A 20,683-nucleotide genomic window follows, 5' to 3' on the forward strand; every position below is an offset into this window, starting at 1 on the left:
TTAGCCACGGCTACAGATTCGCCCGGCTGGGAAAGAGGGCAGCGGATGACGGAAGATGACAGAACGGCGGACGCAGAGGCGGCCGACCGATTTTCGAAGGTTCGCTCGGAGCGGGCGAGCGCGCTTCTGGAGGATTATACTGAACTCATCGCCGATCTCATGGCCGAGCATGGCGAGGCCCGCATCGCGGATATCGCCCGCTCCATGGGCGTGGCCCATCCGACCGCAACCAAGGCGGTGGCGCGCCTGAAGCGGGAAGGGCTCGCGACCTCGAGGCCCTATCGCGGCGTGTTTCTGACACCCGCCGGCGAGGCCATGGCGGAGGAGGCGCGTCAACGCCACGGTATCGTCCGCGACCTGCTTCTGGCCGTCGGCGTTCCGGCTGAAGCGGCCGAACTTGATGCGGAGGGGATCGAACACCACGTCTCGCACGATACGCTGCAGGCTTTCGCGGCCTTTCTCGAACGCAAGAACTGAGTTCGCGCCTGCTTGCGGTTTGATGTCCGATGGTTCATCATCCGATCATGACCAAGTATCTGATTTCCTTTCCGGCCGAGGCCATGGTCCTCAGCGACGCCGATCTCGAGCGCGCCGTCGTCGATTCGCATGCTGTGATCGAGGAAGCCAAGGCCGCGGGGGTCTATGTCTTCGGCGGAGGGATCGACGAGCAGGTCGACCCCGTTCTGGTGTCAGCCGACCACACCGTGTCCGTTTCGGTCTATCCGGGAAGCCGACTCAATGGCGGATTTACAGTTCTGGAGCTGCCCTCTCGCGAGGCTGCCATTGAATGGGCTGCCAAGATCGCTGCAGCCTGTCGCTGCCCGCAGGAGCTTCGCGCCTTCATGTACAACCCGGCAAGCTGAAACCGGCTCCGGTTTATATCGTGTGATGGTAGCGGCACTTAGCTGCCCGACATTCTGGTTTAGGCGTATCTCCGTCGACAGCAGGTGAGCCCGTTTGACCGCAAACCAAATCAGTCCCAGAACGGTCTCCCGGCTTCCTGCCGCGCCTCGTCGGGGGTGACGCCGATATCGCGCAGGTGGTCGTCGGAAAGCTGGAGCAGCACCAGTCGCTGGCGTCGCCGCTGTGGCCAGTGGACGAAGACTGTCCGCATCAGCCGTGCCGAAGCGCGCCGGAGTGTGCACAAAAGCATGGGGGATGCGGTTGAATCGATCTCGGTCATGGTTTTCCTCATCGGTTGATGACGAGGGATCTAGGCCGGATAGGCGCTTCAGTGTTTCGGTCGCCACCGAAGTATCGGGCGCTGACGTGGTGGCTGGCGGGTGCTAGATTGCGGCCATGACGAACATGGTCTCAGCCAATACGCTCGCATCCGTCGCCGCCCTGATCGGTGACGTCGCGCGGGCCAATATCCTCTCCGCCCTTCTCGGCGGACGGGCCCTGACGGCGGGCGAGCTTGCACAAGCGGCCGGCGTTTCGCCGCAGACGGCAAGCGGCCATCTCGCGCGCCTTGTCGACGGCGGGCTGGTCAGCGCCGACAAGCAAGGCCGGCATCGCTATTTCCGCCTTGCCTCGAACGAAATTGCCGACCTTCTCGAGCAACTGAGCGCCGTTTCCGCCGCAGGGCCGCGCCGCTACCGGCCGACCGGACCGAAGGACGAGGCGATGCGGGTGTCGCGAACCTGCTACGACCACATGGCGGGAACCATCGCGGTGGCGCTGACCGATGCGCTTGTCGAAGGCGGCCACGTCGAAATCGAGGGCCGCTCCGGGATCGTGACAGAAAAGGGGTCAGCCTACCTTCAGGGCTTCGGCATTCCGCTGGACCGCGCCGGCGAAAGCCGCCGTGTCTTCTGCCGCGCCTGCATGGACTGGAGCGAGCGGCGCTATCATCTCGGCGGCTGGCTTGGCGCTGCGGTGCTGCTGCGGTGCGAGGAACTGCACTGGGTTCGCCCGGTCAAGGACAGCAGGGCGCTGCGCCTCACCCGGGCCGGGCAGGCGGGGTTCTCCGAAGTCTTTGGCCTGCGCGAAGAGGTGCTGCGCATCGTCACATAAGCTGATAACGGAAAGCTGTGGAAACGCCTTCCGTGTCTCCACCGCCGCCGCTCCGACCTGATAGAACGGATGCAATCCACAGAAAGGGTATGACGCAGTGCAAGTCGACATCGATATGGGAACGACATCGACGGGTGACGTGGCCAAACTCGATATCGAGGAGCTGCTCGCGACCCGTCTTCTGGTGCAGGGCAATTCGGGCTCGGGCAAATCGCATCTTCTGCGGCGTCTTCTCGAACAATCGGCGAAATGGGTGCAGCAGGTCGTCATCGATCCCGAGGGCGACTTCGTCACGCTTTCCGATGCCTTTGGGCATATCGTCGTGGATGCCGAGCGCTCCGAAGGCGAGCTGATCGGTATTGCCAACCGCATCCGCCAGCATCGCGTTTCCTGTGTTCTGACGCTTGAAGGTCTGGAGCTCGAAGACCAGATGCGCGCCGCGGCCACCTTCCTGAATGCACTGTTCGATGCCGATCGCGACTACTGGTACCCGGTGCTGACCGTGGTCGACGAAGCGCAGATGTTCGCGCCGACCGCCGGCGGCGATGTGATCGAGGAGGTCCGCCGCCAGTCTCTCGGTGCGATGACCAACCTGATGTGCCGCGGCCGCAAGCGCGGGCTGGCCGGCGTGATCGCGACTCAGCGGCTGGCGAAGCTTGCCAAGAACGTCGCAGCCGAAGCCTCGAACTTCCTGATGGGCCGTACCTTCCTTGATATCGACATGGCGCGCGCCGCCGATCTTCTTGGCATGGACCGGCGCCAGGCGGAACAGTTTCGTGACCTGAAGCGCGGCAATTTTGTTGCGCTCGGCCCGGCGATGAGCCGCCGGCCGCAGAAGGTCACCATCGGCCCGGTTGAAACGTCGGCGCGATCATCGAGCCCGAAGCTGATGCCGCTGCCGGACAAGCCGGAGGATGTCGAGGACCTGATCTTCACACCGGATCCGGAGGATCTTGCGCGTCAGGCGACGGCGCCGCGCCGGGTCACGCCGCGGCCGCGGCCGACCGTCGAGATCATTGATCAGCTGTCGAAATCCTCCGAGACTTCAGAGGTTCACGAGCCGCGCGGTCCACGGGTCGCCGTGATGTCGGACGAGGAAAAGGCAGACTGGATAGCCATGACCCTGTCGGAAATCACCGGAAACCCGGATTCGGCTTTCCGTTCGGATTCAGAGCTTTATCAGGATTTCCTGATGCGTGGTCGGATGAAGCGGATTTCCGGCGCGCCGCTCTCCATGTCGGCCTTCAGGCGGCGACTCGCCATTGCCCGATCGGGCGCGGATGCAGCCATGGTGGAGAGCGAGGCCTGGCAGATGGCGCTGACGCTGCTCGACCATGTGACCGACGACCTGCAGGGCGTATTTTTGATGCTGGTGAAGGCGGCGCTAGCCGGTGAGCCTTGCCCTTCCGATCCGATGATCGCGCGGGCCTATGGCACCCATTCCACCCGCCGCGCCCGTCGCTTTCTCGACTGGTTCGAGGAGCAGGGCCTTGTTGTGCTCCACACCGAACCCGGCGGCAAGCGCATCGTCGCCTTCCCGGATCTCGACCGCCAGACCGAAGGCGGCGATCCGGACGCGCCGGTAGAGACCGTCGAACGTCGGGATGCGGCCGAGTAGGCGGCCTTCTATCGATCCTGAGAAGCGAGCTTCGCCTTCAGATCGGCCAGCACGAACAGCCGAATTGCCGACGACAGATTGACGTCGGCATCCCGCGTATCGTCGATCTCGCGCAACATCGCCGCCAGCGTGATGTCGCGCGTCTCGGCTATGGCTTTCAGTTCTAGGAAAAAGGGATCTTCAAGCGAGAAGCTGGTGCGATGGCCGTGGAGACTGACGGAGTGCTTGCGAATCACTGCTCGTCGCGCTCGCGTCGCCCCTGTTCGAACAGTCGTTCGACCTTGCCGCGTTCGATGGTCTCGCGTTCTTTTTCGGACTTCGTCTTGCCGTGAAGCGCTCTGTTCTCGGCGGCCTTGTCAGCCGCCTGCTGCCGTTCCCTCTGTTTGCGCGCTCGGCGCAAATTGATGAGTTCGGCCGCCATTATCAGTGCTTCTTGCGGAAAGCATCGAGCGAGACGACCGATGCGCCGTCATCGCCGCCAGGGCCGTCGTCATCATCATCGACGGTGGGCTCGACAGGGCGCTCTTCCTCGAGCTCGAGGTTGGCAACGTCGAATTCGAGCTCGAAATTCACCGAAGGGTCGTAGAAGCCGACAATGGCATTGAACGGAATCACCAGTCGTTCCGGCACATCTGAGAAGGAGAGGCCGATCTCGAACAGGCTGTCGGCCACCTTCAGGTCCCAGAACTGGTGCTGGATGACGATGGTCATCTGCTGGGCGTATTTTTCCTTCAGCGCCTGCGAGATCCGCACGCCAGGCGCGCCGGTCAGGAAGGTGATGAAGAAGTGGTGGTCACCGGGAAGATGACCCGTTGCGGCAACCTCGGCCAGCACCTTGCGGATCATGCCGCGAAGTGCGTCCTGCGCCAGGATGTCGTAGCGAATATGGTCTTGCGCCATCTCTCTTCCCGTTTCTCGCCCGTTTTCTTGCGTAATGGTGTGAAGGCTTAAGGGTGCTTTTGCCGATACGCAATCATCAAGCGGGATTTTGAACAAATTAAGGTGGAGGCTTCTGTTGCCAGGTGCCTCCGGACCCCGCCTTACAGTGCTACCCGCAAGGACTTAATTTGGGTTTCTGGAACCGCCATTAGGCAGCTACAGCGTAACCCTGAGCTTTGTTGTCATTTGCAACTACTCTTTTGACCCGATAACGGTGGTATCATGCCGGGCAAAAGGTCGATCTTTACACTCTTGTCGATCCTGTTTCGCCCCCATCACAAGCAGGCCTTTCCGCCTGTTTGTGGTGGAGGCGCCGGGTACCGCCCCCGGGTCCAATGAGCTTATTGCATCGCCGTTTATCGCCATAGCCGGTCAAGCCGGCAAGACTGATATAAGTCTTTCAAATGCTTCTGCAAAGGGGGGAGGGGCGGAAAACCGGGGAAAGCGGGCGGCATGGTTTGCCGTCGGCGACGATGGACGCTACATATCGGGTGTCTTACAAGACTGGGAAGAAAGCCATGCGCACCTATCTCGACCTGCTGCAGCACGTCCTCGAAAACGGCGCCGACCGCACCGACCGCACCGGAACCGGAACGCGCTCGGTCTTCGGCTACCAGATGCGCTACGATCTTGCCGCCGGCTTCCCGGTGCTAACCACCAAGAAGCTGCATCTGCGCTCGATCATCCACGAGCTGCTCTGGTTCCTGAAGGGCGATACCAATATCGCCTATCTGAAGGAGAACGGCGTCACCATCTGGGATGAATGGGCCGACGAGAACGGCGATCTCGGCCCGGTCTACGGCGCGCAATGGCGCTCCTGGCCGACGCCCGATGGCGGGCATATCGATCAGATTGCCAAGGTCGTGGAGAGCATCCGCACCAAGCCCGACAGTCGTCGCCATATCGTCACTGCCTGGAACCCGGCGGAGGTCGACGACATGGCGCTGCCGCCCTGCCACTGCCTGTTCCAGTTCTACGTCTCTGACGGAAAGCTTTCCTGCCAGCTCTACCAGCGCTCGGCCGATATCTTCCTCGGCGTGCCGTTCAACATCGCCTCCTATGCGCTGCTGACAATGATGGTGGCGCAGGTGACTGGGCTGGAGCCCGGCGATTTTGTCCACACGCTCGGTGATGCCCACCTTTACAGCAATCATTTCGAGCAGGCGCGCGAGCAGCTGACCCGGATACCGGGACCGCTCCCGGTCATGCATCTCAATCCCGAGGTCACCGATCTCTTCGGCTTCACCTTTGACGATTTCACCCTCGAAAACTATCGCGCCGCGCCGACGATCCGCGCGCCGATTGCGGTGTAAGACGTGACCGTTTCCCTCGACAAGATCTGGATCATTCTCGTCGCCGCCGTCTCGTCCAACGGCGTCATCGGCCGCGATGGCGGTATGCCGTGGAGGCTTTCCACGGACCTCAAGCGCTTCAAGGCCATGACGCTTGGCAAGCCGGTGATCATGGGCCGAAAGACCTTCCAGTCGATGGGCAAGGCGCTCTCCGGCCGCACCAATATCGTGATTTCGCGCGATCCGGATTTTGCGGCGGACGGGACAATTGCCGTCACATGCCTAGCCGATGCGCTCGATGCCGCCCGCAAGGCCAAGGGCGAAGCCGACGAGATCGCCATCATCGGCGGCGGCCAGATCTATGCGCAGGCCATGGCGATCGCCGACCGGCTGCACATCACCCATGTCGATGCCGAGCTCGACGGCGACACGATATTTCCGTCTATCGATGACGCCGATTGGCGGGTCGTCAGCAGCGAAGATGTGCCCGCCGGCGAGAAGGATGACTATCCTACGCGGTATGTTGTTTATGAGCGGCGCGGCCTCTGAACAGGAATTTACTGCGATTTCATTGCGCAAACGAGCGGATCGCGTTGAAAGCGGTCCTCCGCATCCCTATAACGGACGGAACGCCAATTGGTGTTAACGCTGGGCCGGGCCTAAGGGTTGCGCGGCCTGTTGGTTTTCTTTTGTGGATGAGGTGTGAATGCCCTGGAGCAATCAGAATGGCGGCGGCCCTTGGGGAGGCGGCGGCGATAATCAGGGTCCGTGGGGCCAGGGGCCGCGCCGGCCCGGTGGCGGTAACGGCGGCGGCAATGGCGGCCCGCCCGATATCGAGGATTTCTTCCGCAAGGGCCAGGATCAGTTCAAGGGCATGTTTCCCGGCGGCTTCGGCTTCGGCCTGATCGCGATCATCGTTCTCGTGGTCGCTGCTTTCTGGCTCATGCAGTCCATCTACACCATCCAGCCGGACCAGCGCGGCGTCGAGCTGCGCTTCGGCAAGCCCAAGCAGGAAGTCTCCCAGCCAGGCCTGCATTTCATGTTCTGGCCGTTCGAGACCGTCGAGAAGGTCGACATCACCGAACGCCGCATGAGCATTGGCGGCGGCCGCGGCGATCCGGAAGGCATCATGCTCACCGGCGATCAAAACATCGTCGATCTCAGCTTCTCGGTGATCTACAATGTCACCGATCCGAAGGGCTTCCTCTTCGACGTCGAATCGCCAATCGAGACGCTCGACCAGGTATCGGAAAGCGCCATGCGCGAGGTTGTCGGCCGCAGGCCCGCCAACGACGTCTACCGTGAACAGCGCGAGGCGATTGCCGTCAACGTGAAGTCGATCATCCAGGAAACGATGGACGAATACGGCGCCGGCATTACCGTCAACGCCGTATCGTTTCAGGACGCTTCGCCGCCGCAACAGGTGGCCGATGCCTTCGACGAGGTGCAGCGCGCCGGACAGGACGAGGACCGTTTCCTGCAGGAAGCCAACCAGTACGCCAACAAGGAACTGGGTGCTGCACGTGGTAACGCGGCTGTGGTCCGCGAAGCGGCGGCCGCCTACAAGGACCGTGTCGTCAAGGAAGCCGAAGGTGAGGCCGAACGCTTCATCTCCATCTACGATTCCTATCGCACCGCACCTGACGTGACCCGCAAGCGTCTCTATCTCGAGACCATGCAGGATGCGCTGTCGCAGTCGAAGAACGTCATCGTTGATGACGAGGGGCAGGGGGTCGTTCCCTATCTGCCGCTCGACCAGATCGACCGTGATGCGGCCCAGCGCACGCAGCGGACGCTTCCGGCATCCTCTTCGACGCAGAACCTGACACAGGGAGCGAGCCAGTAATGTCATCCAATCGTCTTATCGCTACCCTCGCCGGCATCGCCGTCGTTCTCGTGGTTCTTTATGGCTCGTTCTTCGTGGTCAATCCGCGCGAGCAGGCGATCGTCATAAGGTTCGGTGAAATCCAGCGCGTCGAATCGGAGCCGGGAATCTATTTCAAGCTTCCCTTCTCCTTCATCGATGCGGACCGCGTTCAGTATGTGTCGAGGCAGGACCTCCGCTTCGATCTGAGCGACCTGCGCATTCAGGTGTCGGACGGCAAGTTCTACATCGTTGACGCTTTCGCGGTGTACAACATCAATGATCCGGAACGCTTCCGCGAGGCTGTCTCGGGTGATCGCACGGAAGCCGAATCGCAGCTGAAGTCGTTGCTCGATTCGGCCCTGCGCCGGGTCTACGGCCTGCGCGGTTTCCAGGCGGCGCTCTCCTTCGAACGCGCTTCGATGATGGAGGAAGTGCAGGAGCTTCTGCGCAATGATGCGGAAAAGCTCGGCATCAAGATCGTCGATGTCCGCGTGTTGCGGACCGACCTGACGCCCGAGGTCTCGGAAGATACCTATGAGCGGATGAAGTCGGAGCGTCTTGCAGAGGCCGAGGCGATCCGGGCGAACGGCCGCGAACAGGCCGAAACCCGAAGGGCCGTGGCCGACCGACAGGTCGTCGAGATCACCTCGCAGGCGGAAAAAGAAGCCGAAATCCTGCGCGGTGAAGGTGATGGTGAACGCAACCGTATCCTGGGCAATGCCTATGGCCGCGATCCTGCCTTCTTCGCCTTCTATCGTTCGATGAACGCCTACAAGGACGTCATCAACCAGAATGCGACGATGGTGTTGTCACCGGATTCCGAATTCTTCCAGTATTTCGGTTCCAGCGGCAGCGGCGATCTTCCCGCGGAAACCGCTCCGGCGGTGGAAGATGAGACGACGGAAGCGCCCGCCGGGAGCAACTGATCCATGCTGATGCAGGATATCCTTATCGGATTTGCATTCTTTCTGATTATCGAGGGGCTGGTCTATGCACTGGCCCCTTCGTTTCTTGTGGCGATGGCTAAGCTGTTGCCGACGGTCTCCGAAGGCGCACTCAGGCTGACCGGCCTCGTCGCGATCGCATTCGGCGTGCTTCTGGTCTTCCTGGTTCACGGCTAGGTCCTGGCACCGGAGGGTGCGCTATTAGCAGGGAAGGTGCCTGCCGTTCACGGCAATGTGCTTTTTGTTTTGCGTTTTGGCGACCGAGGCTCTCCACTTTGCGTGCGAACGCACTATTCTGGAACCATCAACCACGGAGGCTCCATGTCGAAGGCAGTCGATTTCCCTCTGGTGAGCCGCGCCGCCGGCTTCGGCCTCATCGCGGCACTGGCGCTTGCCACACCGCTCTCGGGACCAGTGAATCGGGCCGAGGCCGTCAACCTCGCCGATGTCTCCGTCGCCGATATGGCCGAGAAGCTGCTACCCTCCGTCGTCAATATTTCGATCTCGCAGGATGACGGTTCGGGTGATGATACCCGGCCAGTGCCCAAGGTCCCGGAGGGGCAGCCGTTCGAGGACCTGTTCGACGACTTCTTCAATGGCGGCCCGGGCGGGCGGCCGCATCCCGTGAGCGCGCTCGGCTCGGGCTTCATCGTCGATCCCGATGGCATCATCGTCACCAACAACCACGTCATCGAGGATGCCGATACGATCGAGGTGACGCTGTCGGATGGCACCTCACTCGATGCGACACTGCTCGGCGTCGACGACCAGACAGATCTCGCCGTGCTCAAGGTCAACCCTGACAAACCTCTGCCGGCCGTCAAATTCGGCGATTCGCGCAAGGTCAGGATCGGCGAATGGGTGGTTGCGATCGGCAATCCCTTCGGCCTCGGCGGCTCCGTGACGCTCGGCATCGTCTCTGCGCGCGGACGAACGCTTGATGGGCCCTACGACAACTTCATCCAGACCGATGCGGCGATCAACAAGGGCAATTCCGGTGGGCCGCTGTTCAACATGGAAGGCGAGGTCATCGGCATCAACACCGCCATCCTGTCGCCGTCGGGCGGCTCGATCGGCATCGGCTTCTCCGTGCCGAGCGAACTGGCCGAAAACGTCATCGACCAGCTTATCGAATATGGCCGCACGCGGCGCGGCTGGCTCGGCATCCGGGTGCTGGAGGTAAGCGACGAGCTCGCTGCCTCGCTCGGCGATGATGATCCCGCCGGCGTTGCCATCGGCTCGATCATCGAAGGAGGCCCCTCCGATGGCGGTCCCTTCGAGGAAGGCGACATCATCCTGCGTTTTGACGGCCACCCGATCGAAAGCCCCCGCGATCTGCCGCGTTTCGTCGCCGAAAGCCGGATCGGCGAGCCGGCCGAGGTCGAGATCCTGCGCGACGGCATGCGCATGACAGTCGAGGCGACGCCGGAGCTCCTGGACGAGCCGGCGGTCGTTAGTGGCGATGCGGAAACCATCGCGCCGCCCGAACTCGCAACGCCCGATAACGGCGCCGACATGCCGGATACGGCCGACATTCCCGTGCGGCTTTACGGCATGACGCTCGGCCAGCTCGACGACAACGGCCGAGCGCTCTACCAGATCGGCGCGGATGTCGAAGGGGTTCTGATCACCGAGGTCGAGGAGGGCAGCGCTGCGGCCGAGGAAGGGTTGCTGCCGGGCATGGTCATCGCCGAGGTCGCGCAGGATGCGGTCGCCACGCCGCAGGACGTGCGCTCGCGAATTGTGCGCCTGATTTCGGATGGACGGCGAAGCGTTTCTCTGATGGTGGCGAGCCCGAATGGCGACCTCAAGGTGGTGAGCCTGGTGCTCGAATAGGCGCTAGTCGGCGCGCATGAGCCGGTAGAGCACATGCCGCTTCAGGTGCGGATGCGTATCGGGGACCGAAGGGTGGTCGAAATCGCCCTCCGGATCGCGGCGCATTCCGAGCCTTTCCATCACGGCCGTCGAGCGATGGTTGTTGGCGACAGCAAAGGCAACGACCTGATCGTGGCCGCGCTCATTAAACGCAACGTCGACCATCGCCTTCGCTGCCTCGCTCGCATAGCCCTTGCCCCAGTAGCGCGTGGCCATACGCCAGCCGATTTCGGGCACCCCTTCCGGTTTGACGTCGGCGCTGTAGTGGTCGTTGAGGCCGGTAAAGCCGATAACCTCGCCGCTCGCCTTCAGCTCGACGGCGGGAAAGCCGTAGCCGGTTTCTGCGATCCGGTCGCGGACGACGTCGAGAAGCGCATCGGATTCGGCGCGGTCGCGGCGCATGGCGAAGAATTCCATCACCCGGTCGTCCGAGTTGATCTCGTGGAACAGGGCGCGGTCGCGCTCCTCCCAGTTGCGGATGATGAGGCGTTCGGTTTCGGCGATGATCATGGGGCCTCCGGTGGAATGACGAAGTCCTCGCGCCGATAGCCCTGGATATAGAGCAGGGCGGTAAGGTCGCCGTGATTGATGCGGATCTTCGCCTGCGCGGCAACCGTCGGCTTGGCGTGAAGCGCGACGCCCGCGCCGGCGAGTTGCAGCATGCCGAGGTCGTTGGCGCCGTCACCGACGGCCATGATGTCATGTTCGCCGATGCCGCGCTTGGTGGCGATATCGTGCAAGGCCGCCACCTTGGCGGCCTTGCCGAGGATCGGATCCGCGACGTGCCCCGTCAGCTTGCCACCCTCTTCGAGCAGGATATTGGCGCGGTTTTCGTCGAAGCCGATCATGGCTCCGATGCGTGAGGTGAAGACGGTGAACCCGCCGGAAACGAGCGCGGTGTAGCCGCCATTGGCCTTCATCGTCGCGATCAGTGCCTTGCCGCCCGGCGTCAGCGTTATCCGCTTTTCGATGATCTCGTCAACGATATCGATCGGCAGGCCCTTGAGCAGGCCGACGCGTTCGCGCACCGCCGGCTCGAACTCGATCTCACCATTCATGGCGCGGGCGGTGATGGCGGCGACCTTGTCCTTGAGCCCGACTTCGGCGGCAAGCTCGTCGATGCATTCCTGGCCGATCATGGTGGAATCCATGTCCGCCAGCAGCGCCTTCTTGCGACGCGTCCCGGCTTCCTGGATGACGATATCGACCGGCGCCTCGCCGAGAACCGTCAGCAGCGCCGCCTCGATCCTCTCCAGTTCGGCGTCTTCGGAAAAGTGCAGGTCGGCGGCAATACCCTCGGCGAGAACGTCCGTGCGGGAGGCGGCGGCGGCACGGGCCAGCGTTCCGGCAAGAGCGATATCCAAAATCGGGTTTGACGGATCGGCGATAAGCGTGGCAACCAGAGCCATGGCGATTTCCCTGAATGAAGACAGACGTGCGATCCTGATAACGGGGCCGACGGCCAGCGGCAAGTCCGCGCTGGCGCTCGAGCTTGCGAAAGCGTCGGGCGGTGTCGTGGTGAATGCCGACAGCATGCAGGTTTACGACACGCTGCGTGTGCTCACCGCACGGCCGTCCGAGGACGAGATGGATGGCGTTCCGCATTACCTCTATGGCCATGTTCCGGCGGGGAGAGATTATTCGACGGGCACCTGGCTGCGCGACGTCGCAGGGCTGCTGGAGACGCTGGAAGGCCGCATGCCGGTCTTCGTCGGCGGGACTGGACTCTATTTCAGGGCTCTGACCGAAGGGCTTGCCGAAATGCCGGATATACCCGACGCGGTGCGGGCAAAATATCGTGCAGCGCTGGAGGAAGAGGGCGCCGCACCGCTTTATGCGCTTCTGGCCGAGCGGGACCCCGTAATGGCCGCGCGGCTTGAACCAGGCGATGGCCAGCGTATCGTTCGTGCGCTTGAGGTTTTTGAAGCAAGCGGACGGTCGATTGCCGACTTCCAGGCCGAGACGCCGCCGCCGTTGCTGAAGGCCGAGCGCGCCGAAAAGATCGTCGTCTTGCCCGAACGCCCCATACTCCACGATCGTGTCAATCGCCGTTTCGAAGCCATGCTGGACGCGGGAGCGATTGAAGAGGTGGAGGCTCTTCTGGCGCTGAAGCTGCCGCTATCCGCCCCGGTGATGCGGGCGATCGGCGTCGGCGAGATTGCGGCAATGCTGCGCGACGAGATCGATCGGGCAACGGTGATCGAACGGGCCTCGGCGGCAACCCGGCAATATGCCAAGCGGCAGATGACCTGGTTCCGCAACCAGATGGGGCCGGACTGGCGGCGGGTTGAGCCCGGAAGAGACTGATCCGGGCTCCTTCCGAACTCTAGTAACCGGAAAGTTCGGCGTTAAGTTCGTTCGCGAACTCGGCCATGGCTGCGGCAGCGCTGAAGTTGTAGGCGTTGATGCTGACGAAAACGCCGACGCCGTGCGCGGGCGCAAGCGCGACATAGGACAGTTCGCCTTGCATGCCGCCGGCCTTCTGCAGGATGAAGGGACTGCCCTCTGTCGCGTTCATGGCCACCCATGCGAGCCCCATGCCGCTCATGCGTCCGGATTCGTCCATGCCCGAGACCATGTCAAAGTCGCCGCGGGAGCGGTAGACGGCATGGTCGAGCAGTCGGGCCTCGGCGTCGGGGCCGTCCTTTTCGAGATGCCACCGCATCCATTTGACCATGTCGTTCGCCGTCGTCGTCAGGCCGCCGGAGCCGGTGATCACATCGCCGGTCACGATATGGGGCAGGGGCTCGCCATCAAAGCCGTGGCCGTACATGGCAAGCTCCGGATAGCGCTCGGAGCGTGCGTAGCCGGTATCTTCCATGCCAAGCGGCCCGGTGATCGTTTCCTCGACCAGTGTGTCGAAGGGCTTGCCGGCGGCGCCTGACAGCGCGGCTGACAGAATGTCGAAACCGAAGTTGGAATAAAGCACCGCGCTGCCCGGTTCGAACAGAAGCCCGTTTTCCGCGATCCAGCCGGCGAAGGCGTCATAGGTAATCGTCGCAAAGGGATCGGCTGGGTCGTCAGAAGGATCACGCGGGACCTCGCGCGGAAAGCCTCCCGAATGCGTGACGAGATCGATGAGCAGCAGCGGCGGCACACCTTTCAGAGCCTCGCCGAGCTCGCCGGAAACGTGATCGGCCGCAGGCGTGGTGAAGGCCACCTCGCCCTCAGCCACCGCGTGAGCCAGTACCTGACCGGTAAAGGCCTTGGTGATCGAGCCGATCCGGATGGTGGAATCGCCGGTTGGTTCGATGCCGCTTCCCTTCTTGGTTTCGCCGAAACCGTACACGGCGGTCTCATCGCCCTTGACCACGGCGACCACGGCGCCGGGCACGCCGGCGCTCAGAAAGAAGATCGTCGCCGGGAATTCGACCAGTTCGTCCATCAGCATGTCGGCACGCGCTGGTGCCGCAATCAGCAGAGCCGTGGTGGAAACCGCCGCAAGCGCGGTGGCGAAAACTTTCAGCATATGAAACCCCCTGATATGCAAATTCATCATCGGCCAAAGCACCCTCAAAATTCATGGCCGCACGCAATGTGCCTGCAAAATGCCGAACTTGCCACCCGCTTCGGTCGAGACTTACGAAGATCTGCATAATTTTATTTCACCCAGCACCGCTTCTGGCTATTTTTCTTGCACAACTTTGTTGACGCTGGCGGCGTTAGCGGCTATCAGACGAGCATGATCAAGACAGAACTTCTTATTGTGGTGGGATCGCGCATGGGCAGGATGGTGTAACCATCCGGCAGTAGCCACCCATGCGCGACGAACAGGCTCCTCGAAGGGGCCTTTTTTTATGCCCGCACGAAACACGGACCATCAGACGGAAAAAATGAGATGACCGCGACGGAAAACATGATGACAGGCGCTGAGATCGTTTTGCAGGCGCTGAAGGAAAACGGGGTCGAGCATATCTTCGGCTACCCGGGCGGCGCCGTGCTGCCGATCTATGACGAAATCTTCCAGCAGGACGATATCCAGCACATCCTCGTGCGTCATGAGCAGGGCGCCGGGCATGCTGCCGAAGGCTATGCCCGCGCCACCGGCAAGGTCGGCGTCATGCTCGTCACCTCCGGCCCCGGCGCCACCAACGCCGTCACGCCGCTGCAGGATGCGCTGATGGATTCCATTCCGCTGGTCTGCATCTCCGGCCAGGTCCCGACGACACTGATCGGCTCTGACGCCTTCCAGGAATGCGACACCGTCGGCATCACGCGTCCGTGTACAAAATATAACTGGTTGGTCAAAGACGTAAACGAACTTGCCAATGTCATTCATGAAGCATTTCGGATTGCGCAGAGCGGCCGTCCTGGTCCGGTCGTCGTTGATGTTCCGAAGGACATCCAGTTTGCCCGCGGCCATTATTCGCCGCTCGCCGGACATCCGATCCGCGAGAGCTATCGGCCGACCACGGAGGGCAACAGCGACGCCATCGCGGCAGCCGTCGAACTGATGGCCAATGCCCGCCGTCCTGTCATCTATTCCGGTGGTGGCGTCGTCAATTCCGGCCCCGAGGCGACGCGCCTGTTGCGTGAACTGGTCGAGATCACCAATTTCCCGATCACTTCGACCCTGATGGGCCTCGGCTGCTATCCGGCCTCCGGTAAGAACTGGCTCGGCATGCTGGGCATGCACGGCTCGTATCAGGCCAATATGGCGATGCATGACTGCGACGTCATGGTCTGTGTCGGCGCCCGCTTCGATGACCGCATTACCGGCCGCGTCGACGCCTTCTCGCCGAACTCGAAGAAAATCCACATCGATATCGATCCGTCGTCGCTCAACAAGACCATCCACGTTGACGTGCCGATCCTGGGCGACGTCGGTCTGGTTCTGGAGGAGATGGTCCGCCGCTACCGTGCGCTCAAGGGTGAGCGTCCGTCGCTGGCCGCATGGTGGGATAATGTCGAGCGCTGGCGCGGCCGCGACTGTTTCGCCTACACGCCGTCAAAGGACGTGATCATGCCCCAGTACGCGCTGGAGCGGCTGAATGCAGCGGTCAAGGGCCGTGATTTCTACATCACCACCGAAGTCGGCCAGCACCAGATGTGGGCAGCACAGTTCATCGATTTCGAGGAGCCGAACCGGTGGATGACCTCCGGCGGCCTTGGCACGATGGGTTACGGCCTGCCGGCAGCCCTCGGCGTTCAGATCGCCCATCCCGGCTCCCTTGTCATTGATGTTGCCGGCGATGCCTCGATCCAGATGTGCATTCAGGAGATGTCGGCGGCGATCCAGCACAATGCGCCGATCAAGATCTTCATCATGAACAATCAGTACATGGGCATGGTTCGCCAGTGGCAGCAGCTTCTGCACGGCAACCGGCTGTCGCACTCCTATACCGAGGCGATGCCCGATTTCGTCAAGCTCGCCGAGGCTTACGGCGCAGAGGGCATTTATTGCGACGATCCGGCCGAACTGGACGATGCGATCCAGCGGATGATCGACAGTCCCAAGCCGGTGATCTTCGATTGCCGGGTTGCCAATCTCGCCAACTGCTTCCCGATGATCCCGTCGGGCAAGGCGCACAACGAAATGCTTCTGCCGGACGAGGCCAATGACGAGGCCGTCGCCACCGCCATCGATGCCGCTGGCCGCCAGCTCGTCTGAGGAGAGAAAACTATGAACGCCAAACTTCAGCCGACCGGCTCCGCCTATTTCATTTCCGACGCCCACATTCCGCCGGAGCGCCACACGCTTTCCGTCGTGGTCGCCAACGAACCGGGCGTTCTCGCCCGCGTCATCGGCCTGTTCTCAGGCCGGGGCTACAACATCGAGAGCCTCACCGTTTCGGAAACCGAGCACGAGGCGCATCTGTCGCGCATCACCATCGTCACCAAGGGCACGCCGGATGTGCTGGAGCAGATCAAGGCCCAGCTCGACCGGCAGGTCCCTGTACACAAGGTCGTCGATCTTTCGGTGCGTGCCCGCGAGCTCGGCCAGGCCGCGCCGGTCGAGCGCGAGGTGGCGCTGGTCAAGGTCGTCGGCAATGGCGATCAGCGCCAGGAAGCGCTGCGGCTGGCCGATGCCTTTGAGGCCAAGGTAGTGGATGCCACGGTCGAGCACTTCCTGTTCGAGCTGACCGGCAAGGTTTCCAAGGTCGACCAGTTCATCGCCATCATGCGCCCGCTCGGCCTCGTCGAGATCTGCCGCACGGGCCCGGCCTCGATGAACCGCGGCCCGCAGGGGATGTAAGAAGGGCTATCGTCGACATCGATCTCCCCCTTGAGGGGGGAGATTGATTGCGGAGAGGTTCTCGTGTTCGTCTATCGCCTCGAGAGACGCTCTTGCCCGAATTTGCATCCCATCGTCAAACCGGAGCCTTTCGCATGACCCACGAGACTCTGCTTGCGCTCATCGGCTTCGCGGTCGCGGCCTCGATTACGCCGGGGCCGAACAACATGATGGTGTTCGCCTCCACGGTGAATTTCGGCTTTTTGCGTACTCTGCCCCATATGGCGGGGGTGGTTGCGGGCTTTGTCCTGCTGATGGCGGCGGTCGGTGGCGGGCTTGGCGCCGTCATCACCGCCTTTCCGGCGCTGCTTCTGGTCGCAAAGGTCGCCGGTGCGCTTTATCTCCTCTGGATCGCCTGGAAGATCGGCACCACCCGCAAGTTCGCCTCGACGGGCGAGGCGAGCGGCCGGCCGCTCTCCTTCCTTCAGGCGGTCGCCTTCCAGTGGGTGAACCCCAAGGCGTGGATCATGTCGCTGACGGCGATGTCGGTCTATACCGATCCCGGCAACTACGTTTTCTCCGTGGCGCTTGTTGCCGGCATATTCGGCCTCGTCACCATTCCCAGCATTTCGGTGTGGGGCGGTTTCGGCTCCGGCCTCAGGGACTGGCTCTCCCACGGCAACCGCCTCAAATGGTTCAACATCGCGATGGCGGTCGTGCTGGTGGCAAGCCTCTGGCCGATGCTGCGCTGAGACGCTGACATGGCGATTGCGGGCCGTGAGCGGCGCCCGCTGTGCCGTGCTGTCATGAAGATGCAATACGACTCTGTTTTTAAGGGATCATCCATAGGTGCACAGGGACCGCGCGGGGGCGGGTTTAAGGCAATGGAACCCAGAAAATTCAGAACGCTGTTCATTTCCGACGTTCATCTCGGCTCGAAGGCTGCCAAGGCCGATTTCCTGCTCGATTTCATGCGTCACCATGAAGCCGATACGATCATCCTCGTCGGCGATATCATCGATGGCTGGCGGCTGAAGCGCTCCTGGCACTGGCCGCAGGCCTTCAACGATGTCATCCAGAAGATGCTGCGCAAGGCCCGCAAGGGGACCCGCATTGTCTACATCCCCGGCAATCATGACGAGTTCCTGCGCGAGTTTCCGGGCACCCATTTCGGCGGTGTCGAAGTCGCCCGCCAGATGATCTTCGAGGCCGGCGACGGAAAGAAGTATCTCATCATTCACGGCGACGAGTTCGATGTCGTCGTCCGCCATGCCCGTATCGTCGCTTATCTCGGCGACTGGGCCTATGACGCTGCGATCGCCATCAACCAGGTTCTGGCCTTCGTTCGCCGCAAGCTCGGCCTGCCATACTGGTCGTTCTCGGCCTGGGCCAAACTGCAGGTCAAGCACGCTGTCAATTTCATCGGCGAGTTCCAGCGCGTCGTCGTTGAGGAGGCCCGTCGCAATGAAGTGGACGGCGTGATCTGCGGTCATATCCATCACGCCGTGATGGAGGAGCTGGACGGCATCCGCTACATCAATACCGGCGACTGGGTGGAGAGCTGCACGGCGATTGCCGAGCATTTCGACGGCACGTTCGAACTGATCACCTGGCAGAAGATCGAGGAAGCGGCGCCTGCGGCGGAGCCGACTGACGACGAAGCCCTGCCGCCCTTCCTTGCTGCGCCACGCAGCGGAAAACGCGCGGCCTGAGGGCAGGAGCACTTTCGAACCTCTTCAAAAGACTTGCAATTATGCCCGTTGCATGGAAAGCCTAGCGCATCGGCCCGAAAATCGGAATCGATGTTCGGGCGCGGATGCGCAATTTCGAAGTGCTGCAGCGCCTTTGCCAGTCGGATGGCTTCGCGGTGCTTCTTGCAGGTCTCTGCGGCCGGGCTGCATCCCGCCCGCCGGGCCAGCGCCTGAAGGCCTGGACAACGGAAAGCTGGCTTTTGCAGAACGCGGACGAACCCAAAGCCTCGCTGACAAGCGAACCCGGAAAAGGCGGGGCGGCAACGACCCTGCGCCTTGCCGGCGCATGGACCGTGTTCAACGCGGCCGCGCTTTCGGAAACCGCCCGCACGCTCGATCTTCCCGACGGCGATATCGTGATCGACCTCTCCGAGGTCACGATCATGGATACCGCCGGCACCTGGCTGCTGCGCCAGCTTCAGGAGAGCTGCCGCCGCACCACCCAGAAGGAGCCGGAACTCGTCGGCACCAATCCGCGCATCGACGAACTGCTCGAATCGATACCCGAGGCCCTGCCGGAGCCCGAACGGGCGGAGCAGAAGCATGTCGGCATAATCGAGCGGGTCCTGTCGGCGGTCGGCCGTTCGGCCGTTGCCGCGGGCAAGGACATCTATGCCGGCGTCGGCTTTTTCGGTTCGGTCTTCGTGGGCTTGTTCGATCTGGTGACGGGCAAGGGCGGCGTCAACATGGCGGCCATCACCTCCCAACTCGATCATATGGGCGTTCGCGCGGTACCCATCATCGCGCTGATGTCTTTCCTCGTCGGCGGCATCATCGCCCAGCAGGGCGCCTTCCAGCTCTCCTATTTCGGGGCGGAGCTCTTCGTCGTCGACCTCGTCGGCATTCTCCAGCTGCGTGAAATCGGCGTGCTGCTGACGGCGATCATGGTGGCCGGCCGTTCCGGCAGCGCAATTACCGCCGAGATCGGCGCTATGCGGATGCGCGAGGAAATCGATGCGCTCCGGGTCATGGGCTTCGATCCCGTCGCCGTGCTGGTCTTCCCGCGTATGGTCGCGCTCCTGATCGCCCTGCCGCTGCTGACCATCATCGCCAATTTCGCAGCGCTCACCGGTGCGGCGCTCGTCGTCGACGTCTATTCGGGCATTACGCTGGAGACCTTCCTCCAGCGTCTGCACGAGGCGGTCGATTTCTCGACGCTCGTTTCCGGCATGGCCAAGGCGCCATTCATGGCGCTGATCATCGCCATCGTCGCTTCGCTTGAAGGCATGAAGGTCGGTGGCAGCGCGGAATCGCTCGGCCAGAAGGTCACGGCCTCGGTGGTGAAGTCTATCTTCGTCGTGATCGTCGTCGACGGCATTTTCGCAATGTTCTATGCTGCCATCGATTTCTGAGGGGAACGGTTTGAACGACCAGACAATCGACGAAAGCCAGGAGAACGGTGCTGAGGCCAAGACCGGTGAACGCGAGAGCGTGCTGACGGTCCGCGGGCTGACCGTCGGTTTCGGCGGACCAACCGTGCTTGAAGACCTCGATCTCGATGTCTATCGCGGCGAGGTCCTCGGTTTTGTCGGCGGGTCGGGAACAGGCAAGTCGGTGCTGATGCGCACCGTGCTGCGCCTGACGCAGCGCCAGGCCGGCAAGATCACCATTCTCGGCAAGGATTTCGACCAACTGACCTATGAGGAGCGGCTGGCGGTCGACATGCGCATCGGCGTTCTGTTCCAGCAGGGCGCCCTGTTTTCGGGCCTGACCGTGCTCGAGAACGTGCAGGTTCCGATGCGTGAATATCTCGATCTGCCGAAGCCGCTGATGGACGATCTGGCGCGGCTGAAGATCGAGCTGGTGGGGCTCAGGCCCGAAGCGGCGGACCGTTTCCCTTCGGAGCTTTCCGGCGGCATGATCAAGCGCGCCGCGCTGGCGCGGGCGCTGGCGCTCGATCCGGATCTGGTGTTTCTCGACGAACCGACCTCCGGCCTCGATCCGATCGGTGCTGCCGAGTTCGACGAACTGATCGCGCGGCTGCGTGACACACTCGGCCTGACGGTCTATATGGTCACGCATGACCTCGACAGCCTCAGCGCCGTCTGCGACCGCATCGCGGTGCTCGGCCGCAAGAAGGTGCTGGTCGAAGGCACACTCGACAAGATGCTCAGCTTTGATGACCCCTGGGTCAAAAGCTACTTCCGGGGCAAGCGGTCCCGCGCCGTGTTCAACGAGGCCGGCGACGGCCAGAAACAATAGCGGG

Annotated in this window: 24 protein-coding genes and 1 other RNA gene; 17 read left to right on the plus strand and 8 right to left on the minus strand. The window is 62.3% G+C overall.

Going from position 1 to position 20,683, the window contains the following annotated elements:
* The first annotated feature begins 45 nt into the window (after positions 1-45).
* Positions 46-477 carry a manganese-binding transcriptional regulator MntR gene (mntR, locus tag TM49_RS15005; RefSeq protein WP_045682451.1) on the plus strand — a complete coding sequence of 144 codons (432 nt, stop codon included), beginning with the start codon at positions 46-48 and terminating at the stop codon, positions 475-477.
* A gap of 29 nt (positions 478-506) precedes the next feature.
* Positions 507-863 (plus strand): YciI family protein, encoded by a 357-nt coding sequence (locus TM49_RS15010; protein ID WP_201777006.1) that lies wholly within the window; start codon positions 507-509, stop codon positions 861-863.
* A 110-nt stretch (positions 864-973) separates the two neighbouring features.
* Here the strand turns inward: TM49_RS15010 and TM49_RS23080 are convergent, their stop codons facing one another.
* Positions 974-1,183, minus strand: a complete 210-nt coding sequence (locus tag TM49_RS23080; RefSeq protein WP_244464735.1) for a DUF1127 domain-containing protein — start codon at positions 1,181-1,183, stop codon at positions 974-976.
* Between the two features lie 116 nt (positions 1,184-1,299).
* Between TM49_RS23080 and TM49_RS15020 the strand changes: the two genes are divergently transcribed.
* Both TM49_RS15020 and TM49_RS15025 read left to right on the plus strand, forming a co-directional pair.
* Positions 1,300-2,016 (plus strand): ArsR/SmtB family transcription factor, encoded by a 717-nt coding sequence (locus TM49_RS15020; RefSeq protein ID WP_045682455.1) that lies wholly within the window; start codon positions 1,300-1,302, stop codon positions 2,014-2,016.
* Positions 2,017-2,113: 97 nt separating this feature from the next.
* Positions 2,114-3,634 (plus strand): helicase HerA domain-containing protein, encoded by a 1,521-nt coding sequence (locus tag TM49_RS15025; RefSeq protein WP_045682457.1) that lies wholly within the window; start codon positions 2,114-2,116, stop codon positions 3,632-3,634.
* Positions 3,635-3,642: 8 nt separating this feature from the next.
* On the opposite strand, the gene TM49_RS15030 is transcribed toward TM49_RS15025, so the two are convergent.
* The 4 genes from TM49_RS15030 to ssrA all read right to left on the minus strand — a co-directional run bounded on the left by TM49_RS15030 (position 3,643) and on the right by ssrA (position 4,994).
* Positions 3,643-3,870, minus strand: a complete 228-nt coding sequence (locus TM49_RS15030; protein WP_045682459.1) for a ribbon-helix-helix domain-containing protein — start codon at positions 3,868-3,870, stop codon at positions 3,643-3,645.
* Complete coding sequence (locus TM49_RS15035; RefSeq protein WP_045682461.1) at positions 3,867-4,055, minus strand: DUF4169 family protein; 189 nt, start codon at positions 4,053-4,055, stop codon at positions 3,867-3,869. Before TM49_RS15035 ends, TM49_RS15030 begins: the two co-directional genes overlap by 4 nt.
* A gap of 2 nt (positions 4,056-4,057) precedes the next feature.
* Entirely contained in the window at positions 4,058-4,534 is a 477-nt protein-coding gene (locus TM49_RS15040; protein ID WP_045682463.1) for an SspB family protein, read from the minus strand.
* Positions 4,535-4,635: 101 nt separating this feature from the next.
* Positions 4,636-4,994, minus strand: a transfer-messenger RNA (tmRNA) gene (gene ssrA / locus TM49_RS23085).
* Positions 4,995-5,091: 97 nt separating this feature from the next.
* On the opposite strand from ssrA, the gene TM49_RS15045 reads away from it, so the two are divergent.
* From TM49_RS15045 to TM49_RS15070, 6 genes are all read left to right on the plus strand, one after another.
* Positions 5,092-5,886 carry a thymidylate synthase gene (locus TM49_RS15045; RefSeq protein WP_045682465.1) on the plus strand — a complete coding sequence of 265 codons (795 nt, stop codon included), beginning with the start codon at positions 5,092-5,094 and terminating at the stop codon, positions 5,884-5,886.
* Positions 5,887-5,970: 84 nt separating this feature from the next.
* Positions 5,971-6,414: a dihydrofolate reductase gene (locus TM49_RS15050; RefSeq protein ID WP_244464872.1), complete on the plus strand. Its 444-nt coding sequence runs from the start codon at positions 5,971-5,973 to the stop codon at positions 6,412-6,414.
* A 157-nt stretch (positions 6,415-6,571) separates the two neighbouring features.
* A complete protein-coding gene (gene hflK / locus TM49_RS15055) occupies positions 6,572-7,711 on the plus strand; it encodes an FtsH protease activity modulator HflK (RefSeq protein ID WP_045682466.1) in 1,140 nt (379 codons plus the stop codon).
* Positions 7,711-8,658 (plus strand): protease modulator HflC, encoded by a 948-nt coding sequence (hflC, locus tag TM49_RS15060; RefSeq protein WP_045682468.1) that lies wholly within the window; start codon positions 7,711-7,713, stop codon positions 8,656-8,658. Before hflK ends, hflC begins: the two co-directional genes overlap by 1 nt.
* A gap of 9 nt (positions 8,659-8,667) precedes the next feature.
* A complete protein-coding gene (locus TM49_RS15065) occupies positions 8,668-8,853 on the plus strand; it encodes a DUF2065 domain-containing protein (RefSeq protein WP_045685302.1) in 186 nt (61 codons plus the stop codon).
* A gap of 144 nt (positions 8,854-8,997) precedes the next feature.
* Positions 8,998-10,512 (plus strand): Do family serine endopeptidase, encoded by a 1,515-nt coding sequence (locus TM49_RS15070; RefSeq protein ID WP_045682470.1) that lies wholly within the window; start codon positions 8,998-9,000, stop codon positions 10,510-10,512.
* Positions 10,513-10,515: 3 nt separating this feature from the next.
* Here TM49_RS15070 and TM49_RS15075 read toward each other — a convergent pair whose 3' ends face one another.
* Together TM49_RS15075 and serB are read right to left on the minus strand one after the other, a co-directional pair.
* Positions 10,516-11,061: a GNAT family N-acetyltransferase gene (locus TM49_RS15075; protein ID WP_045682472.1), complete on the minus strand. Its 546-nt coding sequence runs from the start codon at positions 11,059-11,061 to the stop codon at positions 10,516-10,518.
* Complete coding sequence (serB, locus tag TM49_RS15080; protein ID WP_045682474.1) at positions 11,058-11,960, minus strand: phosphoserine phosphatase SerB; 903 nt, start codon at positions 11,958-11,960, stop codon at positions 11,058-11,060. Before serB ends, TM49_RS15075 begins: the two co-directional genes overlap by 4 nt.
* On the opposite strand from serB, the gene miaA reads away from it, so the two are divergent.
* Positions 11,959-12,858, plus strand: coding sequence for a tRNA (adenosine(37)-N6)-dimethylallyltransferase MiaA (gene miaA / locus TM49_RS15085; protein WP_045682476.1), 900 nt, complete (start codon positions 11,959-11,961; stop codon positions 12,856-12,858). The genes serB and miaA overlap by 2 nt on opposite strands.
* A 19-nt stretch (positions 12,859-12,877) precedes the next feature.
* Here the strand turns inward: miaA and ampH are convergent, their stop codons facing one another.
* Entirely contained in the window at positions 12,878-14,020 is a 1,143-nt protein-coding gene (ampH, locus tag TM49_RS15090; protein WP_045682478.1) for a D-alanyl-D-alanine-carboxypeptidase/endopeptidase AmpH, read from the minus strand.
* 390 nt (positions 14,021-14,410) lie between these two features.
* Between ampH and TM49_RS15095 the strand changes: the two genes are divergently transcribed.
* The 6 genes from TM49_RS15095 to TM49_RS15120 all read left to right on the plus strand — a co-directional run bounded on the left by TM49_RS15095 (position 14,411) and on the right by TM49_RS15120 (position 20,679).
* Positions 14,411-16,162 carry an acetolactate synthase 3 large subunit gene (locus TM49_RS15095; protein WP_425283294.1) on the plus strand — a complete coding sequence of 584 codons (1,752 nt, stop codon included), beginning with the start codon at positions 14,411-14,413 and terminating at the stop codon, positions 16,160-16,162.
* A gap of 12 nt (positions 16,163-16,174) precedes the next feature.
* A complete protein-coding gene (gene ilvN / locus TM49_RS15100; protein ID WP_045682482.1) occupies positions 16,175-16,747 on the plus strand; it encodes an acetolactate synthase small subunit in 573 nt (190 codons plus the stop codon).
* 134 nt (positions 16,748-16,881) lie between these two features.
* Positions 16,882-17,478, plus strand: a complete 597-nt coding sequence (locus tag TM49_RS15105; RefSeq protein ID WP_045682484.1) for a LysE family translocator — start codon at positions 16,882-16,884, stop codon at positions 17,476-17,478.
* Positions 17,479-17,610: 132 nt separating this feature from the next.
* The gene (locus TM49_RS15110; RefSeq protein WP_045682486.1) at positions 17,611-18,438 is read left to right on the plus strand and encodes a UDP-2,3-diacylglucosamine diphosphatase; all 828 of its coding nucleotides are present in this window, start codon (positions 17,611-17,613) and stop codon (positions 18,436-18,438) included.
* Positions 18,439-18,542: 104 nt separating this feature from the next.
* Positions 18,543-19,829 carry an MlaE family lipid ABC transporter permease subunit gene (locus tag TM49_RS15115; protein ID WP_082074759.1) on the plus strand — a complete coding sequence of 429 codons (1,287 nt, stop codon included), beginning with the start codon at positions 18,543-18,545 and terminating at the stop codon, positions 19,827-19,829.
* A 25-nt stretch (positions 19,830-19,854) separates the two neighbouring features.
* Positions 19,855-20,679 carry an ABC transporter ATP-binding protein gene (locus TM49_RS15120; RefSeq protein ID WP_045685305.1) on the plus strand — a complete coding sequence of 275 codons (825 nt, stop codon included), beginning with the start codon at positions 19,855-19,857 and terminating at the stop codon, positions 20,677-20,679.
* Positions 20,680-20,683: the final 4 nt, after the last annotated feature.

The sequence above is a fragment of the Martelella endophytica genome (genome assembly GCF_000960975.1).
In the GTDB taxonomy this organism is placed as follows: Bacteria; Pseudomonadota; Alphaproteobacteria; order Rhizobiales; family Rhizobiaceae; genus Martelella; species Martelella endophytica.